Source organism: Brevibacillus sp. GCM10020057 (genome assembly GCF_042683565.1).
In the GTDB taxonomy this organism is placed as follows: Bacteria; Bacillota; Bacilli; order Brevibacillales; family Brevibacillaceae; genus Brevibacillus.
On the sequence record NZ_JBHUJW010000043.1, the window covers coordinates 1,069,656 to 1,085,992 of the forward strand.

Consider the following 16,337-nt stretch of genomic DNA (forward strand, 5'->3'; position numbering starts at 1 on the left):
GCCAGCTGGCTCATTTCAGCGTGTCGTACACCCGGATCAGCTTTTGGATTCCTTCCCGCAGCTGCTGCTCGTTCAAATAAGAGTAGCTCAAGCGGACCCACGACTGGTGCCCCCTTAGCGGATCACAGATCAAACCGGGCACAAAAGTAATGGACTGCTCGATGCTTTTTTCCAGCAACTGATCCATGGGTACCTCCTCTGGCAGCTTTACCCACAGATTGAAGCCGCCTTCCGGGCTGATCCACGTCCAGTCGGTAGCCGCCAGCTCCGCTTCCACGATTTCCTTGCGAACCGCCAGTGCAATTCGCAGCTTATCCAAATGCTGCTGCAGCCGCCGGGAAAAGAAGTAGTGCAAAAAGATTTTCTGATTAAGCAAAGGGGCGCCGCTGTCCGTCAGCGATTTCGCCCGCACCAGCAGCTTCATGATCGCGGGACGGCAAGCAACCGTCCCAATGCTGAGACCAGGCGCGATGTACTTGCTGAAGCTGCGCAGGTAGATGACTGTCCCTGTCGTATCGTAGGTAAACAACGGCAGAGGCGGCTCTTTCCCAAAATAAATATCGCGGTACAGATCGTCCTCCACCAGCAGGCAATGGTGGCGGTGGGCGATCTCTACCAGCCGTTTCCTTTGTTCTGCCGGGATGGTGTAACCCGTCGGATTGTGAAACGTGGGGTTGACATAAAACAGCCGCGGCCGATACTTCCTCATCAGTTCCTCCACCCGCTCCAGGTCGTAGCCTTCCTTCCCGATCTCGACCGCGAGCAGCACCGCACCTTGCCTGCGAAACACATCAATGGCAGGACTGTAGGTCGGTCGCTCCAGCATGACGACGTCCCGCGGCTTGACCATGACTCTGGCGAGCAAGTCGATGGCTTCCTGTGAGCCCGTTGTGATCAACAGCTCATCTGCAGTCAGGTCGAAGTGAAAGTGATCCACAAAATAGCGGCACAGCCTCTCGCGCAGTTCCTGATCTCCCTGGGTCGTCGAATAGGTCCCCAGCACTTTCGGATACAGGTCAAACACCTGTTTCACATACTCCGAAAAATACAGATTGGGCAGCAGGTTCGGATCGAGCACTGCCTTGGAAAGCTTGTACGCCGCCTGCACCTGATGAATTTCCGAAAGATGGCTCTCCTGCACATATGCCGAGATGATCGGATCTTGCCGCGTTTCCACAGACAAACGGTTGCCGGGATGGACGAAGTAGCCTGATTTGTCTTTTACGTACACCTTCTGGTTTTGCTTCAGCAATTGGTAGGCTTTGAACACAGTAAGCCTGTGCACGCGAAACTCCGCCGCCAGCGCGCGCACGGACGGAAGCTTCTCGTGCGCCTTCCACTCTCCCCTCAATATCCGCTCCAGTACGTAGTCGTAAATTCTCTCAAACAGCTTGTCGGAATGCTCGCTGGAAAGCGCCTCCCTGTTCATGCGTGCCTCGCCTCTTTTCCTGTCTGCTCCCTGTATGATCGATTCTTAATCTGTTCTATTCACCAAGCTCTGTTCTATTCCTGCCCCGTTATGATGGGGAAAAGGAGGAATCGTCATGGTTTTGTTCAACTACATTGTCATGTGCCTGATTTTCGGAACGACGTTTTTAGCGATCAAAATAGGGATTGATGCAGGCGCCTCTCCCTTTTTCTCTGCTGGCCTCCGCTTTTTCCTCGCCGGTCTCATCCTCTTTTGCTGGATGGTCGGAAAAAAGAAAGCCAGCATCTCGCTGCTGCTGCGCAAAGAGATGCTGCTGACCGGCATCGGGCTGACGTTCGGAGTGTTCGCCGCCCTGTATTGGGCAGAGCAGCACGTCAGCTCCGGGATTGCCGCCGTGCTGTCTGCGACGGGTCCGCTGATGATCTTGCTGCTGCAGTCGAGGGGCGGGAGACAGCAACTCTCCGCTGCGTCATGGGGCGGCTGCCTCGTCGGTCTGGCGGGCGTGGTCTTGCTGCTTTTGCCCGGCCTGACCGTGACTTTCGATGCATGGTGGCTGCTCGGGTGCCTCGCCGTCTTGATCGGCGAAATGTTTTACGCAGGCGGCGCGGTCTACTCCCGGCAAGTCATCGAACGCTTTGGGCAAGTGTCTCCGATCGCACTGAACGCTGCGCAAATGCTGTATGGCGGATTGCTGCTGCTGATTTTGTCGCTCCTGACCGAGCCTGTCAGCTTCCGCCCCCTGCTTAAGCCGCAAGCTGCCTTGTCCCTGCTCTATTTGATTTTCTTCGGCTCCATGATGGGGCATACCATGTTCTACTGGCTCGTCGCCAAAACGAACCCGGTCTTCCCTTCCACGTGGCTGTACATCTCGCCGCTCATATCCCTGTTCCTTGGGGCTATGTTCTACGGAGAGCCGCTCACCTTGTTGTCGCTTTTGGGAGGCGTCACCATCATCGCGGGAATTGCGCTTGCCAATCTGGAGAGCCTGCGCAAATTCGCAGGCAAAAGGCAGCGCACAACACGCAGCATCAGAGGGTAGCGAACGCTCCTGCAATCAGACCGAACGGCGATGCACCTCGCGGATATGCTCGAACAGCATGTACGAGCGCATCGCCGTCTCCAGATGCATCCGGTCCGGCTCTTTCGTTGTAAAATGTTTCTGAAAAAACCCGGAGAGCTTGTAGGCAAATCCGCAATATTTCCGCAAAAAACGGTCGCCGAACATTCCCCCCAAAAGCGATGCCACGCCGCAAGCCACACTCCACTCCAGCGGCAGAAACAGCACGGTCAGCAGGAAGCCGATGAAAAACCAGACGACCAGATTCGTCGAGCAGCCCTCGTTGACGATATTCGCCTTCGCCACTTCCCCGATGGCATCCATTGATTTTTTGCCGCTGTAGCTGAAAACTTTGTGCTCTGCCCCATGAAATTTTTTCATCACACGGGGAAAGACGAAGTGAAAGCCCGCGATGTAGACAGCAATCCACAACGGATCAAACAGGGCGAAGGAAGGATATGCGTATGCGGCAACCGCGTAAGCAGCGAGCAGCACATGAAATAGCTGATAATGCCAGGGAAAGGAGAAAAAAATGCGAAACCACAGCTTGCCGATGGTCCGAAGCGTGATTTTTTCCGCCCACAAATGAATGACTCCGCCTTTCACTTCCGCACAAGCCAGCACATTCCGATCATGAAACAAGACACCGCGACTAAAAGACATGCCCATAATCATTTGTTAGCTATTCACCTCCTGCTCGAATGTCGTTATAATAGGTGGGATGTACGCAGAAAGAAGGAGGTTTCCACCATTGATCCGCATGGTTCCGACTACACCACTCACACCCCGGCACGATCCGTGGGAGCCGTTGTTTCAAGCGACGCCGCCTGCCTACAAGCTGACGAGTGTCGAATTTACCGTAACGAACCTGTGCAATCTCCGCTGCGAGCATTGTGCAGTAGGTGATACATTGCGCTACAAGGACGATCCCGCTCTGCCTGTCGACCTCATCCTTCGCCGCCTGGACGAAGCGAGAGATCTTCTCACTATCAGTATAACAGGCGGAGAACCGATGTACAGTGAACGGACGGTCAAAGAGGTGATCCTGCCGATCCTGAAGTACGCGACACGGCGCGGGCTGCGGACACAGATCAATTCCAACATGTCCATGCCCTTCTCCCGCTACGAAATGATCTTGCCTTACATAGATGTCATGCACATTTCATGGAACTGGTCTGAGCCCGAAGAATTCCATGATATTGTTTACGCAAAAGCTAAGCGGCAAGTTTCACCGAAACAGGCGGAAGCCCTCTTTGCCGGCATCATGGAAAACACGAAAAAACTGGCAGACGCCGGCGTGTTTGTCTCCGCGGAAACGATGCTGAATCATCGGACCTGGCCGAAGCTTGCGACGCTTCATCAGCAAATCCAGGAGATGGGGGCGCGCCGCCACGAGATCCATCCGATGTACGCCAGCGACTTTGCGCGGGACCTGAACGTCCTCACCCTGGATGAGCTGCGCGCCGCCGTGCACCGCATGCTAGACATCCGCAATGAGGATCTGTGGATGCTGTTTGGCACCCTCCCGTTTTTTGCCTGCAGTCCCCTGCAGGAGGACCGCGACCTGATCCTGCGGCTGCGCGAGGCGAAAAATGTGACGACCCGCAACGACCCGGACGGACGCAACAGGCTGAACCTGAACATTTTTACCGGCGACGTGATCGTAACCGACTTTGGCGACGTAGAGCCGCTGGGAAATATTCAGACCGATCCGCTCCAGACGATGTTCGACAGATGGCAGAAGCACCCGATCAACCAGACGATCAACTGCTTCTGCCCCGAAGCTCGCTGCGCCGGACCGAACCTGCTCGTTGCCAATACCTACTACCCGCAAACGGACTTCGCGCAGCGCAAAGCTTTGGTCTGAATGCTCCATATGAAAGAACCCCGCCGTTTTGCATGCAAGGGCAAATACAGCGGGGTTCTCCCCGTTTATTCACGGCGCGCCCGGTTAGCGCAGCCGATCCAGCTTTTTGGCGCTCGGCTTGCGTGGACCCAGCATGTTTTTGCTGATCGTGTTTACCTTGTGGAAGCAATCGAAGACGGTGTCCAGCGCTTCCACCAGCTCACGAACCTGCACCACTTTCCCATAGACGCCCATGAAGTGGTGTCTCACCATTTTTCCGTTAAGCCCGAACATGGCCGCACCTCCCTCCAGTCTCTCCTAACACCCTATGCAACTGCGCCCTCAAGGGAAATCATCCAACGCCAAAAATTAGGGCAACACACAAAATGCCCGCGATTGGCCGACGGGCATTTTGTCGTATCTTCATACAACGTCAGGTGCGCGGACGAGGCGTAGGGGTAGTTGTCGGCCTTGGACGAGGCAGTGCCGGACGCTCCAGATTGGTCACCCGATTTTCCAGGCGGCTCATTCTCGTTTCCAGCCGTTCGACCCGGTCGTCGAGCTTCGTATAATCTTCGCGCAGCGCGTCTATCCGATACTCGGCACGGGTCAGGCGGCGGTCGAAGTCGCTCATCGGTGGCGGCGTGGGCGCCGGAGTGGATGCAATCGGGATGTAGAGGGTCTGCCCCACGTAAATGTAATACGGGTACGCGATGTTGTTGACACGGATCAATTCCTGTACGGGAACGCCAAAGCGCGCAGCGATGCTGTTCAGCGTATCGCCCGAACGGACTACATAGTTCACTTGCGATCACTCCTTGTCGGATCTGTCTCGCTATTAACCTATGCCCATCCGTCAACCGCGACCCTAAACCAATACCCATTTTCCGCAGAATAGTCAAACACCCAGTACAAGTGCCGTGACGACGCTGGCCAGGCAAGGCTGCGCAGAAATAGAAATGCCAGAAACCTTGCCTGCGCCGCTCTCTGTGCAAAAAGCCTCCGGCACACATCCAGGCCAGAGGCTTTTCCACTTTTTATTTGAATACCGGTGCCGCAAATTGCGCCAGTTTTTCCAGGGAAGACTTTTCGACGTCCGCGTGCAGGCTGTTGCCGTGCGAATCCATTGTCACGATCGCAGCGAAGCCTTTGACGCGCAGATGCCACATCGCTTCCGGAATACCGAACTCCAGGAAGTCTACGCCTTCTACTTTTTCCAGGCATTCCGCGTAATATTGTGCCGCTCCGCCGATGGCATTGAGGTAGACAGCGCCATGTTCTTCCAGAGCCTTCAACGTTTTCGGTCCCATTCCGCCTTTTCCGATTACAGCGCGAATCCCGAACTTTTTGATGATGTCGCCCTGATACGGTTCCTCGCGAATGGAAGTAGTCGGGCCTGCCGCTTTCACATGCCATTCTCCGTTTTCGTCTTTGAGCATAACCGGTCCGCAGTGATAAATGATGCCTCCGTTCAGGTCTACCGGGCAGTCGTGTTCCATCAGGTAGCTGTGCAGCGCATCGCGGCCGGTGTGCATTTCGCCGTTGATAATGACGACGTCGCCCACTTTCAGGCTGCGGATTTGCTCTTCGGAAATCGGCGCTTGCAGGACGACTTCCCTGCGTTCAACCGGTGCATCTGCCGCTGTAGTTGGAGTGAGATCCATCTCAACCGTTTCATCTTTATACAGGTAGCGGAGGATTTCGCCGGTCTCGGCATTAAGGCGAACACCTTGACGGCGGAAAGCCCAGCAGTTGTACGCTACAGATACGAAGAAGCTGGCCGGCAGACGGTTTTCCACGCCAATTTTACAGCCGAGCAGCGTCGAGTTTCCTCCGAAGCCCATCGTCCCGATCCCCAGTTGGTTTGCCGTTTCCATAATGTAGTTTTCCAGCTCGGCCAGCTCTGGAATCGGATTCACGTCATCGACGCGGCGGAACAGCTGGTGTTTGGCCAGCGCATACCCGGAAGTGCGGTCGCCCCCGATTCCGACGCCGATAAAGCCAGCGGAACAGCCTTGTCCTTGCGCCTGGTAGACCGCATGCAAAATGCACTTGCGGATGCCATCCAGGTTGCGGCCCACTTTTCCGAGGCCTTCCAGTTCACAAGGGAGGGAATATTGAATGTTCTTGTTTTCACAACCGCCGCCTTTGAGGATCAGCTTGACTTCGATCTCATCCTCTTCCCATTGCTCGAAGTGGATGACAGGAGTACCCGGTCCAAGGTTGTCGCCCGAGTTTGCCCCGGTCAGCGAGTCGACGGAATTGGAACGCAGCTTGCCTGTTTTGGTCGCTTCTGCGATGGCTTCCTTGATCGCTTTTTTGATAATCAGCTGGTTGACGCCAATCGGTGTTTTCACTTCAAACGTTGGCATACCGGTATCCTGGCAAATCGGAGAGACGTTCTCCTCGGCCATGACGACGTTTTGCGCGATTGTCGACAGCGAAAGAGCCGCACGAGTGCCCAAATCTTCTTTCACTTTTGCGGCATTGATAGCGCGGCGCACATCTGGCGGCAGGTTGGTCGACGTGTCTGTGATCAGCTCCAGGATGCTTTGTTTCAATTTTTCCATCTATGACGCCCCTTTTGACGAAGTGGTGTAACTGATATCCTAAACCGCCTACCATTATAGCATACGCTCCCCCGTCTGTCCGTAGATTGTGCCGGTAGAAGTATGTAACATTTGCGGAAATCGTTCGTCCTATAAGCGAAAAATGGCTGGATACAGAGGGGGACTTTATATGAAAAAAAGTTGGTCCATGCTGCTCGCAGCCGCTGCTCTCGCCTTCGCGCTCACACCGCTGCTATCTGCTGCCGCTGCGCTGGGAGAAGAGCAGGTTGCCTTTGCCGACACGGACGATTTACCCGTCGTCGGTTCATACGATCATTTGAAAAAACTGCTGGAAACCCAGTGGCGCGCGCAAAACACGAGAATGTACGGCCTCGCTATGGAATCCGCTCCTGCCATTGCTCAGGCTGCTCCCGTGGCAAAATCGGCCGATGCAGCAGCCAGAGGATCGGCTGACTTCTCCGCGACCAATGTCCAAGTGCAGGGAGTCGATGAAGCCGATATCGTCAAGACAGACGGCACGTACCTGTATCAGACCGCAGGCAATGAAGTGCGGATCGTCGAAGCCTATCCCGCTGCCCGCATGCAGGTCAAAAGCCGCATTGCGTACGACGACGGCCTGTTCCAGCCGCTGGAGTTGTACGTGGATGAGCAGCGGCTCGTCGTAATCGGGCAAGCCAGCGAATCGTCTGCAGCTACTCCCGGAATCATGTCCAAACGGCGTGTGCCTTACGTGGAGAACAAGCAAACCGTAAAGGCGCTGATCTACGACATCAGCGACACAGCCAATCCGCGCCTGACCCGTCAGGTGGAGGTGGAAGGACAGTACCTCTCCTCCCGGAAAAGCGGACCAAACCTGTATCTGGCCGCCAATCCCTATTTAGACACCTACCGTATCTTCGAGGAAAAGGAAGAGCTGCCCGGCCCCCTGTATCGGGACAGCGCAGAGGGCGACCAGTTCCAGACCGTGCCCTACTCCGCCATTCACTACTTTCCGGAAAGCATCCAGCCTGAATATGTCATGATTGCCGGCATCAACCTGGATCGCCCGCAGCAGAAAATGTCTCTTTGCACGTATTTGGGTGCAGGCGAAAATGTGTACGCCTCGCCGGACAACTTTTACGTGGCGGTGACCGAATACGAAACACAGCCGCGAGCTGTCCAGTACGCGAAGCCCGCTTTTGCCCCGGCCATTCTGCCTGTCCCGACCAAAGCGAAGACGATCGTCTACCGGTTCGGCATGAAAGATGGCATGCTCGCCTACTCAGGGAAAGGGACAGTACCCGGACGCATCCTCAACCAGTTTTCGCTCGATGAGCACAGCGGCTATTTGCGCATTGCGACGACGAGCGGCGACATGTGGCGCACAGACGAGAACACGTCCAAAAACAACCTGTACGTGCTCGCTCCCGACATGCGCCTGTACGGCAAACTGGAAGGAATCGCGCCTGGCGAGCGCATCTACTCGGTACGATTCATGGGAGATCGGGCGTATATGGTGACGTTCAGGCAAGTCGACCCGCTGTTTGTCATCGATCTGACGCAGCCGTCCGCCCCCTCCATCCTTGGGGCGCTGAAAATTCCCGGCTACAGCGACTACTTGCATCCGTACGACGAGAACCACATCATCGGTTTCGGCAAGGAAGCCGAGTCAGACAAAGACATGGCGTATTACCAGGGCATGAAGATCGCCCTGTTCGACGTATCGGACGTCGCCCATCCAAAGGAAAAATTCAAGACCGTCATCGGCGATCGGGGGACCGATTCCGAGCTGCTCACAAATCACAAGGCGCTCCTGTTTTCCAGGGAAAAGGAACTGCTCGCCTTCCCTGTGACCGTCTATGAAAGAGACCCCCGGCAAACAGCGAAGGACGACATCCGCGCGTACGGGTCATTTACCTTCCAGGGAGCCTACGTCTATCAACTGAATTTGCAATCCGGCTTTACGCTGACCAGCAAAATTACCCATCTCACTGATCAGGACCTGAAACAAGCGGGAGAAGGATGGTATAACAGCGCGAACAACATCAACCGCATTTTGACGATCGGCAACACGTTGTACACGGTTTCCAATGGATATGTAGCCGCGGAAGATCTGTCCAGCCACCGCCCGCTCGGCACTCTTCCTCTGACGAAATAAAGGCAATGCTCTGTCATGCCCACATGTTCTGTGCTAATATGGATGAGTAAAGAGCGGGGAAGAGAGGGTGTCAACTGCGTGGATTACTTGGATTTCAATTGGACGTCAACCTTGGCGGGGGTAGCCGTCGTGCTGGCGGTCATGTTTATCCGGCTGCACTGGCCTTTCCGCTTTCAATATATGGCGAACTTGAACAAGCGTCGGCCAGATGCGCGCTTGCGCTGGCTGGACGCCTCGTACCGCAAGAACCGTTCGCGTGCCGTCGCCATGCTGGACAAATCGACGCACGAGATCATGACGGGCAATTATGAACTGGCGGAAAAGTTCATCGTTCAGGGCATTCACGTCTGCAAGGACCACCCCACGCTGTTCAACCAGGCGATGATCCACTACCTGTTCTACAACCTGGCGATCGTGTACTACTCGTCCGGCCGCTACAGCGAAGCGCTGGAGGTCGCCTTTCGCATCTATCAGCGCGACCAGGGAATGACGGATTCGCTCGCAGTCATCGCCTGTTCCCATGCCCGTCTGGGGGAGGTAGACAGCGCATGGGAGGCGTACCAGCTGATCGCCACCAAACGATCCGCCCGCGATTGGAAGCTGTTTTGCCTTGCGGAGATCGAAGCCGCCTGCGGCAATTACGAACGCGCTCTCGCCCATTTGCGCCAGTTAATGGGCAAATCTTCTTCGAGCTTTCTCCATCTGAATCGCGCCGAGCTGGAGAAGCGCCTGGAAGAATGGCAAAAAGCATCCACGCAAGCCGGATAAGGCACAGAAAACCTGGAAGATCACCAGCCGCACAATCGCTTGGGCTGTGCGGTTTTTCTTTGCCCGCAGGCTTTTTTGGCTGGGTCTCCCATAGATCGCAGTCAATTGTGGAATTCTTGTAAGATGGGGTTACATATTTCTCCCGTATGTTCCCCCTATACTGTTTTGCAGAATGCAAGAAAGAGAGGGTCAACTTCATGAAAAAATTCGATGTTTCCATTCTTACCGCATCCATCCTGATTCTCGGACTCGCTGTGATCGGCGTGTCCCAGGCGAAGGAAGCCGCGCCTACCGATGCAGTCGTCGCCAAGATTGGAGACACTACGATCACCCAGTCGCAAATGTACGATGCCATGAAGGAGAAAGCTGGTCCTTCTGCCATGACCCAGCTGGTTGCTGCCGAGTTGTTCCGCCTGGAAGCAAATGCCCAAGGAATCACTGTCTCAGATGAAGAGCTGGACAAGATGATCAATCCGATTAAAGAAAAGCTGGGCTCTCCAGAAAAATTCAAAGAGTACCTCGAGAGCAAGCATGTGACAGAAACCGAATTGCGCCAAAAAACCGGCCTCATTCTCATGCGCGACAAAATGTTGGACAAGGCATTCCCTGTCACCGAGGAGCAAATCAAGGCGTACTACGAGAAATACAAGAAAGACAAGTACAAAAACCAGACCTTGGAACAAGCGCGTGCTGACATCATCGACAGTGTGAAGAACAAAAACAGACGCGCCAACATCGACAAATGGCTGGAAGATCTGCGCAAAAAATACAACGTCCAGATCATGGACCCTGCCCTGGAAGAAAAGAAAGATACCGAGAGCAAATAGGTTTTCGACCGCAAAAAAAGACTTGTGTCTGCCAAAACTGCTGCGGCACAAGTCTTTTTTTATCGTCAGCCCCGCGCGACGTTCAAAATCTCCTGAATGAACGAAGCGACATTACCAGTCAAAATCGGACCATGTCCCGTCGCCAAAATCTCGATAGGCCAATCCAGCAGCATTTCCAGGCCTTCTGCGTACTCCTGCACGCGATCCGGCTCTTTCGCCTTCTTCATCCGAATATATTCCTTATACGCTTCCCGGACTTCCCGTTCCTCTCCGCCGATGCTGCCCAGCTCCGCGGCGGGAAAACAGAGGTGATCTCCCGTAAAACAGACCTTCGTCTGCGGATCGAACAGTGCAACAGAGCCTTCCGTATGGTAAGAGAGCTGGCGAAAGCGCAGTGAGGGAAGCGCTCCTTCCGCTCCGGTGAATGTATGACCGAACAGCGTCTGGGAAAAATCGTCCAGCTCGTAGTAGTCATCCAGATGAATCCAGTTGCTCCGAGATGGAAACAGGTCGGCATTGCCGATATGATCAGGGTGTCGGTGGGTAAAATAGACGTACTCGATTTGTTCGGCTTTGGCTCCCAGATCTTCGAGCGATTGCTGGAAAAAGGCCCGATGCTTCCGCAATTGGGAATCAATGAGCACAAATGTGTCGCCCTGTTTGATCACGTAGCTGTTGATATAGCTTTGCCACGCTTCCTCGTACGCGATGATCGCCCAGGTGGAGTCTGCGATCGGTGCAACCACATTGGTCATGCCTCCATCTCTCCTCTCCTCCCAGATTCAATTCCATACCCCCCTATTATACACGAAGATAAAGGTGCGTGCTGTCTACGGCCACAGTCAACGAACAGCCGTTTCTTCCCCCAGGCTGATCCACGCGCGCCCCTGCGCCCTGCGGATGTCGATGCTGACGCCGAAAAAGCGGCTAAGCTCCTCCTGTGTCAGCACATGCGACGTCTCTCCTGCCCGGTACACCTTGCCTGCCTTCAGGAGCAGCGTGTGCGAGAAGCACGGCAAAATTTCTTCGATATGATGGGTAACATACACGAGGGCAGGTCCATCCGGCTGACTGGCAATTTGCTCAATCATCGAAAGCAGCTGTTCCCGTGAGAGCAGATCCAGCCCTGTGCACGGCTCGTCCAAAATCAGCAGGCGCGGTCTGGCCATGAGCGCACGGGCGATCAGCACCTTTTGGCGTTCTCCCTGCGACAGAGCGCTGTAAGGGCGATTTTTCAAATAGGCACAGCCAAACGTCTCCAGCAGCTTCTCGGCGTACTGCACATCCTCCTGGGCAGGCGCGGTGTATAGGCCGATGGTAGCTTCCCGTCCGCTCAATACAATGCGAAAGGCTGTTTCATGCTCATACAGCCGCTCCATCAGGGATGTGCTCACCCAGCCGATCGATTTTCGTACTTCGCGCAGGTCGACCGTCCCGTACAGGTTGTCCAAAACGCTCACTTCGCCTTTTGTCGGCCACGTATACCCGCTGATGATATTGAGCAGGCTTGTTTTTCCGGAGCCGTTCAGGCCGACGAGACACCAGTGCTCCCCTTCCCTGACCTGCCAGTTAATCCCGTCAAGAATCGTCGTCTCATCCCGCTGCCAGCAGACATTCTTCACGTCGATAATCATGGTTTCTCCACTCCATTCTCCCTCTCTGATCCCGCAATGTTCTGATTATTACGAGTATACCTGTCATTTCCTGATCGATCAATTCTTTTGTATCCGGCAGAAATCCTCCACGGCATGAAGGCGCACGAGGACTTTCCGGTGACAAACACCGGCGCTGCCGCTGGCAACTTTTTGACAGCTAGCACCCGCACAACCCGGGGATACTAAACAAACGAAGACGCCGCCGCGTAAGGGAGTGAGTGCCTTGATTCGTTTGGGATATGCCTGCATCAGCGTGAAAACGAAGAACAACCCGAACAAAAAGACGACCGTCGCCCAACTGAACAAACTGGAACCGCAGGCACGCCTGAAAAAGCTGAGGCAAATTTTGCAAACCAACTTTTTCAACCTGATGGATTTGCTCGCCTACAACGTGGAACACCAAATCTTCCTGTACCGCTTGCCTTCCGAGTTCGTCCCGCTCGCGACCCACTCCGCAGCCGAAAATTGGGATTGGGCCAGGGAGTTCGCCTGGGACTTCCGCAAGACCGGAGAATTTATTCGCAACAACGGAATCCGCTTGACCGCTCATCCCGGACATTTCTGCATTCTGAACAGCGACAAGCCTGCTGTAGTGAAAACGACGATTGCCGACCTGGCTTATCACGCCAAAGTATTCGATCTGCTTGAACTTGACGACAACTCCGTGCTCGTCACACACATTGGCGCTGTTGGCGACGACCGCTCGGCCGCGCTGGATCGCTTCGCTGCAAACTTTGAACAGCTCCCCGATGCCGTAAAAAGACGGCTTGCCGTAGAAAATGACGACACTTCCTTCACGATGGCCGAAGCTCTGGAGCTGTGCGAGCGGCTCAAGCTGCCCATGGTGTTCGACTACCATCATCACAGATGCCTGAACAACGGCGAAAACTGGGTCGATTATTTGCCGCGTATCATCCAGACATGGGGGAACCGTACCCCGAAGATGCATATGTCCTCCCCCAAGTCGGAAAGCGACTTTCGGGCGCACGCCGACAACATCAATCCCGAAGAATTCGTCAGCTTCCTCTCTGCTCTCGCCGATTACAATGTCGACATTGTCCTGGAGTGCAAGAAAAAGGATGATGCTCTGCTGACATTGCGCAGGGAATTGAGGAAACGCGGCATCGAGGCAGAAGCCCTCGCCTCCGCCCCGTAAGCATCGCCGGACAGACAAAAGACGCCACGCTGGCAGGCGGCGTCTTTTTGGTTTTAATGAGAGCAGCCGCAGCCGCAACTGCAGGAAGATCCGCCGTGACCGTGCGAGCTGCGGTAGGATGACGAGCCTCTATGGCCGTGCGATCCACAGGAGCTGCTGCCACGGTAATCCCAGCCCTGGCAACGGTCGTGGTAATACTTCATCCGGCGTTGATGATGCTTGTAGTGTTTGCGGTATTCGTGGTATTTGCGGCGATTGCCGCGGTGCTGCTCGCATTTGTGATGATAGTATTGCATGCGGTCCATATGGAATTGGAATTTGAACATGTACAGCTCGATATCCACGCCGCCATGTCTGTGCGGCGGACGGTTGCTCGGCGATCCCCAGTTCGGCATCATATTCGGCGGTGAATTCGGCGGTCTTCTGTTTGGCATCATGTTCGGCGGTGCGTTATGGTGCGGCATGTTCGGCGATACATTCGGCGGCCTGTGGTTCGGCATCGGCATTCCCATATTTGGCGGCATCGGATTCGCAGGTCCGCGGTTCGGAGGCATCGGGTTCGCCGGCATTCGATTGGGTGGCATCGGGTTCGCCGGCATCCGATTGGGCGGCATGGGGTTGGCCGGCATCTGGTTCGGCGCATTCGGGGCGGATTGCTTCGGCACCGGGAGGATGGGCCGTTGCGGCATCGGACGCATTGGTTTTGCAGATTTGGGACGGCTTGGCGACGGCAAATTCGGCGACGGCAAATTCGGGGACGGCAGATTGGGCGACGGCGTGCTGGGTGAAGACATGTTTGGCGACGGCACATTTGGCGACGGGAGATTCGGTGAAGGGATATTAGGCGATGGAACGTTCGGTGACGGCCTCATGGATGGCGGCTTGGGCATTTCCTTCGGCATTTCTTTGGGCATCTCTTTCGGCCTTCGGGGCTGGGCCGGGTGCATGGGGGCCGCGCTTGGAGGTACTTTACGTCGTCTTTCCACGGAGTGTAACACGTCCTTTCTGGTGAAATCACACAGTACATGGTATGACATATATCCAGATCGAGAAACGACACTTGCCCAGTTTCGCAAAATGGACTGAGCCCGTTTTTTCAAACCGGTGTACTCGCCGTGCCAACATTTCACTTGACTGCACGCAGGCTTTCGTTACAATATGAGTTACTAATAGAAATAATCAGACAGCTGCGCATAGACGAAAGTGAGGAAGACGACGCATGCCGAAAACAAGGCGGTCCCGTTCTTGCCAATCACATATATGCCCGGGAAGAGGGGTTAGGATCTAGTATCCTGACCCCTCTTTCTTTTCGTTCTCTGCTATGCTAAAGGAGGAAAACAGGAGCATGACTCAGCAAACAAAGGTATTGCAACTGGATGGCGACCATCTTTCCATCGAAGAAGTAGTCGCTGTCGCCAGAAAAGGCTGGCGCATCGAATTGACGGCAGAAGCGTTGGCAACCGTACGCCGCTCCCGGGAAATGGTCGAGCAAATGGTCAGTCAGCAGCGTGTCGTCTACGGCATCACCACAGGCTTCGGCAAGTTTTCCGATGTCATGATCTCTGGCGAAGATGTAAGCCAGTTGCAGGAAAACCTCATTATGAGCCACGCTTGCGGGATGGGGGAGCCATACCCGGCTGAGGTCGTGCGAGCCATGATGGTGCTGCGTATCAATGCTTTGGCCAAAGGGTATTCCGGGATTCGCGAAGAAACGCTGCTCCATCTTGTTGAGCTGTGTAACCGCGGCGTCCATCCGGTCATCCCGCAACAAGGCTCGCTCGGGGCGAGCGGCGATCTCGCTCCGCTTGCGCATATGGTGCTCGTCATGCTCGGCAAAGGCGAAGCCGAAGTAAACGGCCGCCGCATGCCGGGCAAGGAGGCCCTCGAGCAGGCAGGCATGGCCCCCATTCGCTTGCAGGCAAAAGAAGGGCTTGCCCTCATCAACGGGACGCAAGCGATGACGGCCCAGCTATGCCTTGCACTCTACGATGCCCGCATCGTCCTGGAGAGCGCCGAAGTCATTTCCGCCATGACCATCGAAGCCTTGCGCGGCATACCGAAAGCCTTTGATCCGCAGCTTCATCTCGTACGCCCGCATCCTGGCCAGCAGGAATCCGCCCGGAAGCTGCTGCTTCATCTGCAAGGAAGCGAGCGCACGACGGCTCAGGGAGAGCTGCGCGTGCAAGACCCTTACAGCCTGCGCTGCATCCCGCAGGTGCACGGCGCGACCCGGGACACACTCGAATACGTCTGGCAGACAGTCACGCGCGAGTGTAACAGCGTGACAGACAATCCGATCCTGTTTACAGAGACCGGCGATGTCATTTCCGGCGGCAACTTCCACGGGCAACCGATGGCGTTCGCGGCCGATTTCATGGCGATTGCCATCGCGGAGCTGGCCAATATTTCCGAGCGGCGCACGGAGCGGCTGGTCAATCCGCAACTCAGCGGACTACCCGGCTTTTTGACGGAAAACGGCGGCCTGCACTCCGGCTTCATGATTACCCAGTACGTGGCGGCCTCGATCGTATCGGAAAACAAGGTGCTGTGCCATCCCGCATCCGTCGATTCCATCCCCTCCTCCGCCAACCAGGAGGATCATGTGAGCATGGGAACGACCTCTGCACGCAAGCTGCGCACCGTCGTCAGCAATACGGCGAAGGTGCTCGCCATCGAATATTTGGCGGCCGCCCAAGCGATTGAATTCGGCCACGGCGCACTGGGCGCGGGCACTGCCCGGGCGTACGAGCAGTTGCGCAAGGTCGTCCCGCGGCTCACCGATGACCGGGAGATGCATCCTGATTTGCAGATGGCCGAGCAGCTTGTGCGCGATGGAGCACTTTTCTGGGAATAATCTTCCAGGCATGGTCTGCAGCTTTGGATCGATGGTCA

Annotated in this window: 15 protein-coding genes; 8 read left to right on the forward strand and 7 right to left on the reverse strand. The window is 55.4% G+C overall.

Annotation, left to right across the window (positions count from 1 at the left end; genetic code table 11):
* Positions 1–10: 10 nt before the first annotated feature.
* Positions 11–1,429 (reverse strand): aminotransferase-like domain-containing protein, encoded by a 1,419-nt coding sequence (locus ACFSO0_RS18985; RefSeq protein WP_376883060.1) that lies wholly within the window; start codon positions 1,427–1,429, stop codon positions 11–13.
* A gap of 115 nt (positions 1,430–1,544) precedes the next feature.
* On the opposite strand from ACFSO0_RS18985, the gene ACFSO0_RS18990 reads away from it, so the two are divergent.
* Positions 1,545–2,468, forward strand: coding sequence for a DMT family transporter (locus tag ACFSO0_RS18990; RefSeq protein WP_376883062.1), 924 nt, complete (start codon positions 1,545–1,547; stop codon positions 2,466–2,468).
* 15 nt (positions 2,469–2,483) lie between these two features.
* Here ACFSO0_RS18990 and ACFSO0_RS18995 read toward each other — a convergent pair whose 3' ends face one another.
* Positions 2,484–3,161 carry a DUF1385 domain-containing protein gene (locus tag ACFSO0_RS18995; RefSeq protein ID WP_376883064.1) on the reverse strand — a complete coding sequence of 226 codons (678 nt, stop codon included), beginning with the start codon at positions 3,159–3,161 and terminating at the stop codon, positions 2,484–2,486.
* Between the two features lie 76 nt (positions 3,162–3,237).
* Here ACFSO0_RS18995 and yfkAB point away from each other — a divergent pair, with 76 nt between their 5' ends.
* Positions 3,238–4,353: a radical SAM/CxCxxxxC motif protein YfkAB gene (yfkAB, locus tag ACFSO0_RS19000; protein ID WP_376883066.1), complete on the forward strand. Its 1,116-nt coding sequence runs from the start codon at positions 3,238–3,240 to the stop codon at positions 4,351–4,353.
* 84 nt (positions 4,354–4,437) lie between these two features.
* Here the strand turns inward: yfkAB and ACFSO0_RS19005 are convergent, their stop codons facing one another.
* The 3 genes from ACFSO0_RS19005 to ACFSO0_RS19015 all read right to left on the reverse strand — a co-directional run bounded on the left by ACFSO0_RS19005 (position 4,438) and on the right by ACFSO0_RS19015 (position 6,902).
* Complete coding sequence (locus ACFSO0_RS19005) at positions 4,438–4,626, reverse strand: hypothetical protein (protein WP_376883068.1); 189 nt, start codon at positions 4,624–4,626, stop codon at positions 4,438–4,440.
* A gap of 139 nt (positions 4,627–4,765) precedes the next feature.
* Positions 4,766–5,137 (reverse strand): LysM peptidoglycan-binding domain-containing protein, encoded by a 372-nt coding sequence (locus tag ACFSO0_RS19010; RefSeq protein ID WP_376883070.1) that lies wholly within the window; start codon positions 5,135–5,137, stop codon positions 4,766–4,768.
* A gap of 232 nt (positions 5,138–5,369) precedes the next feature.
* A complete protein-coding gene (locus ACFSO0_RS19015; RefSeq protein WP_376883071.1) occupies positions 5,370–6,902 on the reverse strand; it encodes a fumarate hydratase in 1,533 nt (510 codons plus the stop codon).
* A gap of 169 nt (positions 6,903–7,071) precedes the next feature.
* Between ACFSO0_RS19015 and ACFSO0_RS19020 the strand changes: the two genes are divergently transcribed.
* The 3 genes from ACFSO0_RS19020 (at position 7,072) to ACFSO0_RS19030 (ending at position 10,634) form a co-directional block, all read left to right on the forward strand.
* Entirely contained in the window at positions 7,072–9,039 is a 1,968-nt protein-coding gene (locus tag ACFSO0_RS19020) for a beta-propeller domain-containing protein (RefSeq protein ID WP_376883073.1), read from the forward strand.
* 78 nt (positions 9,040–9,117) lie between these two features.
* The gene (locus ACFSO0_RS19025) at positions 9,118–9,807 is read left to right on the forward strand and encodes a tetratricopeptide repeat protein (protein ID WP_376883075.1); all 690 of its coding nucleotides are present in this window, start codon (positions 9,118–9,120) and stop codon (positions 9,805–9,807) included.
* Between the two features lie 197 nt (positions 9,808–10,004).
* The gene (locus ACFSO0_RS19030; RefSeq protein ID WP_376883077.1) at positions 10,005–10,634 is read left to right on the forward strand and encodes a SurA N-terminal domain-containing protein; all 630 of its coding nucleotides are present in this window, start codon (positions 10,005–10,007) and stop codon (positions 10,632–10,634) included.
* A 65-nt stretch (positions 10,635–10,699) separates the two neighbouring features.
* Here ACFSO0_RS19030 and ACFSO0_RS19035 read toward each other — a convergent pair whose 3' ends face one another.
* Both ACFSO0_RS19035 and ACFSO0_RS19040 read right to left on the reverse strand, forming a co-directional pair.
* Positions 10,700–11,389, reverse strand: a complete 690-nt coding sequence (locus ACFSO0_RS19035; protein ID WP_376883079.1) for an MBL fold metallo-hydrolase — start codon at positions 11,387–11,389, stop codon at positions 10,700–10,702.
* A gap of 87 nt (positions 11,390–11,476) precedes the next feature.
* Positions 11,477–12,268: an ABC transporter ATP-binding protein gene (locus ACFSO0_RS19040; protein ID WP_376883081.1), complete on the reverse strand. Its 792-nt coding sequence runs from the start codon at positions 12,266–12,268 to the stop codon at positions 11,477–11,479.
* Positions 12,269–12,512: 244 nt separating this feature from the next.
* Between ACFSO0_RS19040 and uvsE the strand changes: the two genes are divergently transcribed.
* The 3 genes from uvsE (at position 12,513) to hutH (ending at position 16,299) form a co-directional block, all read left to right on the forward strand.
* The gene (uvsE, locus tag ACFSO0_RS19045; RefSeq protein ID WP_376883083.1) at positions 12,513–13,445 is read left to right on the forward strand and encodes a UV DNA damage repair endonuclease UvsE; all 933 of its coding nucleotides are present in this window, start codon (positions 12,513–12,515) and stop codon (positions 13,443–13,445) included.
* 324 nt (positions 13,446–13,769) lie between these two features.
* A complete protein-coding gene (locus ACFSO0_RS19050) occupies positions 13,770–14,531 on the forward strand; it encodes a hypothetical protein (RefSeq protein ID WP_376883085.1) in 762 nt (253 codons plus the stop codon).
* Positions 14,532–14,790: 259 nt separating this feature from the next.
* Positions 14,791–16,299, forward strand: coding sequence for a histidine ammonia-lyase (hutH, locus tag ACFSO0_RS19055; RefSeq protein ID WP_376883087.1), 1,509 nt, complete (start codon positions 14,791–14,793; stop codon positions 16,297–16,299).
* The last annotated feature ends 38 nt before the right edge of the window (positions 16,300–16,337 follow it).

Coding starts and splice junctions, on each gene's coding strand:
- ACFSO0_RS18985 (WP_376883060.1), bottom strand. CDS start 1,429: ATGAACAGGGAGGCGCTTTCCAGCGAGCATTCCGACAAGCTGTTTGAG.
- ACFSO0_RS18990 (WP_376883062.1), top strand. CDS start 1,545: ATGGTTTTGTTCAACTACATTGTCATGTGCCTGATTTTCGGAACGACG.
- ACFSO0_RS18995 (WP_376883064.1), bottom strand. CDS start 3,161: ATGATTATGGGCATGTCTTTTAGTCGCGGTGTCTTGTTTCATGATCGG.
- ACFSO0_RS19005 (WP_376883068.1), bottom strand. CDS start 4,626: ATGTTCGGGCTTAACGGAAAAATGGTGAGACACCACTTCATGGGCGTC.
- ACFSO0_RS19015 (WP_376883071.1), bottom strand. CDS start 6,902: ATGGAAAAATTGAAACAAAGCATCCTGGAGCTGATCACAGACACGTCG.
- ACFSO0_RS19020 (WP_376883073.1), top strand. CDS start 7,072: ATGAAAAAAAGTTGGTCCATGCTGCTCGCAGCCGCTGCTCTCGCCTTC.
- ACFSO0_RS19030 (WP_376883077.1), top strand. CDS start 10,005: ATGAAAAAATTCGATGTTTCCATTCTTACCGCATCCATCCTGATTCTC.
- ACFSO0_RS19035 (WP_376883079.1), bottom strand. CDS start 11,389: ATGACCAATGTGGTTGCACCGATCGCAGACTCCACCTGGGCGATCATC.
- ACFSO0_RS19040 (WP_376883081.1), bottom strand. CDS start 12,268: ATGATTATCGACGTGAAGAATGTCTGCTGGCAGCGGGATGAGACGACG.
- ACFSO0_RS19050 (WP_376883085.1), top strand. CDS start 13,770: ATGTACAGCTCGATATCCACGCCGCCATGTCTGTGCGGCGGACGGTTG.
- hutH (WP_376883087.1), top strand. CDS start 14,791: ATGACTCAGCAAACAAAGGTATTGCAACTGGATGGCGACCATCTTTCC.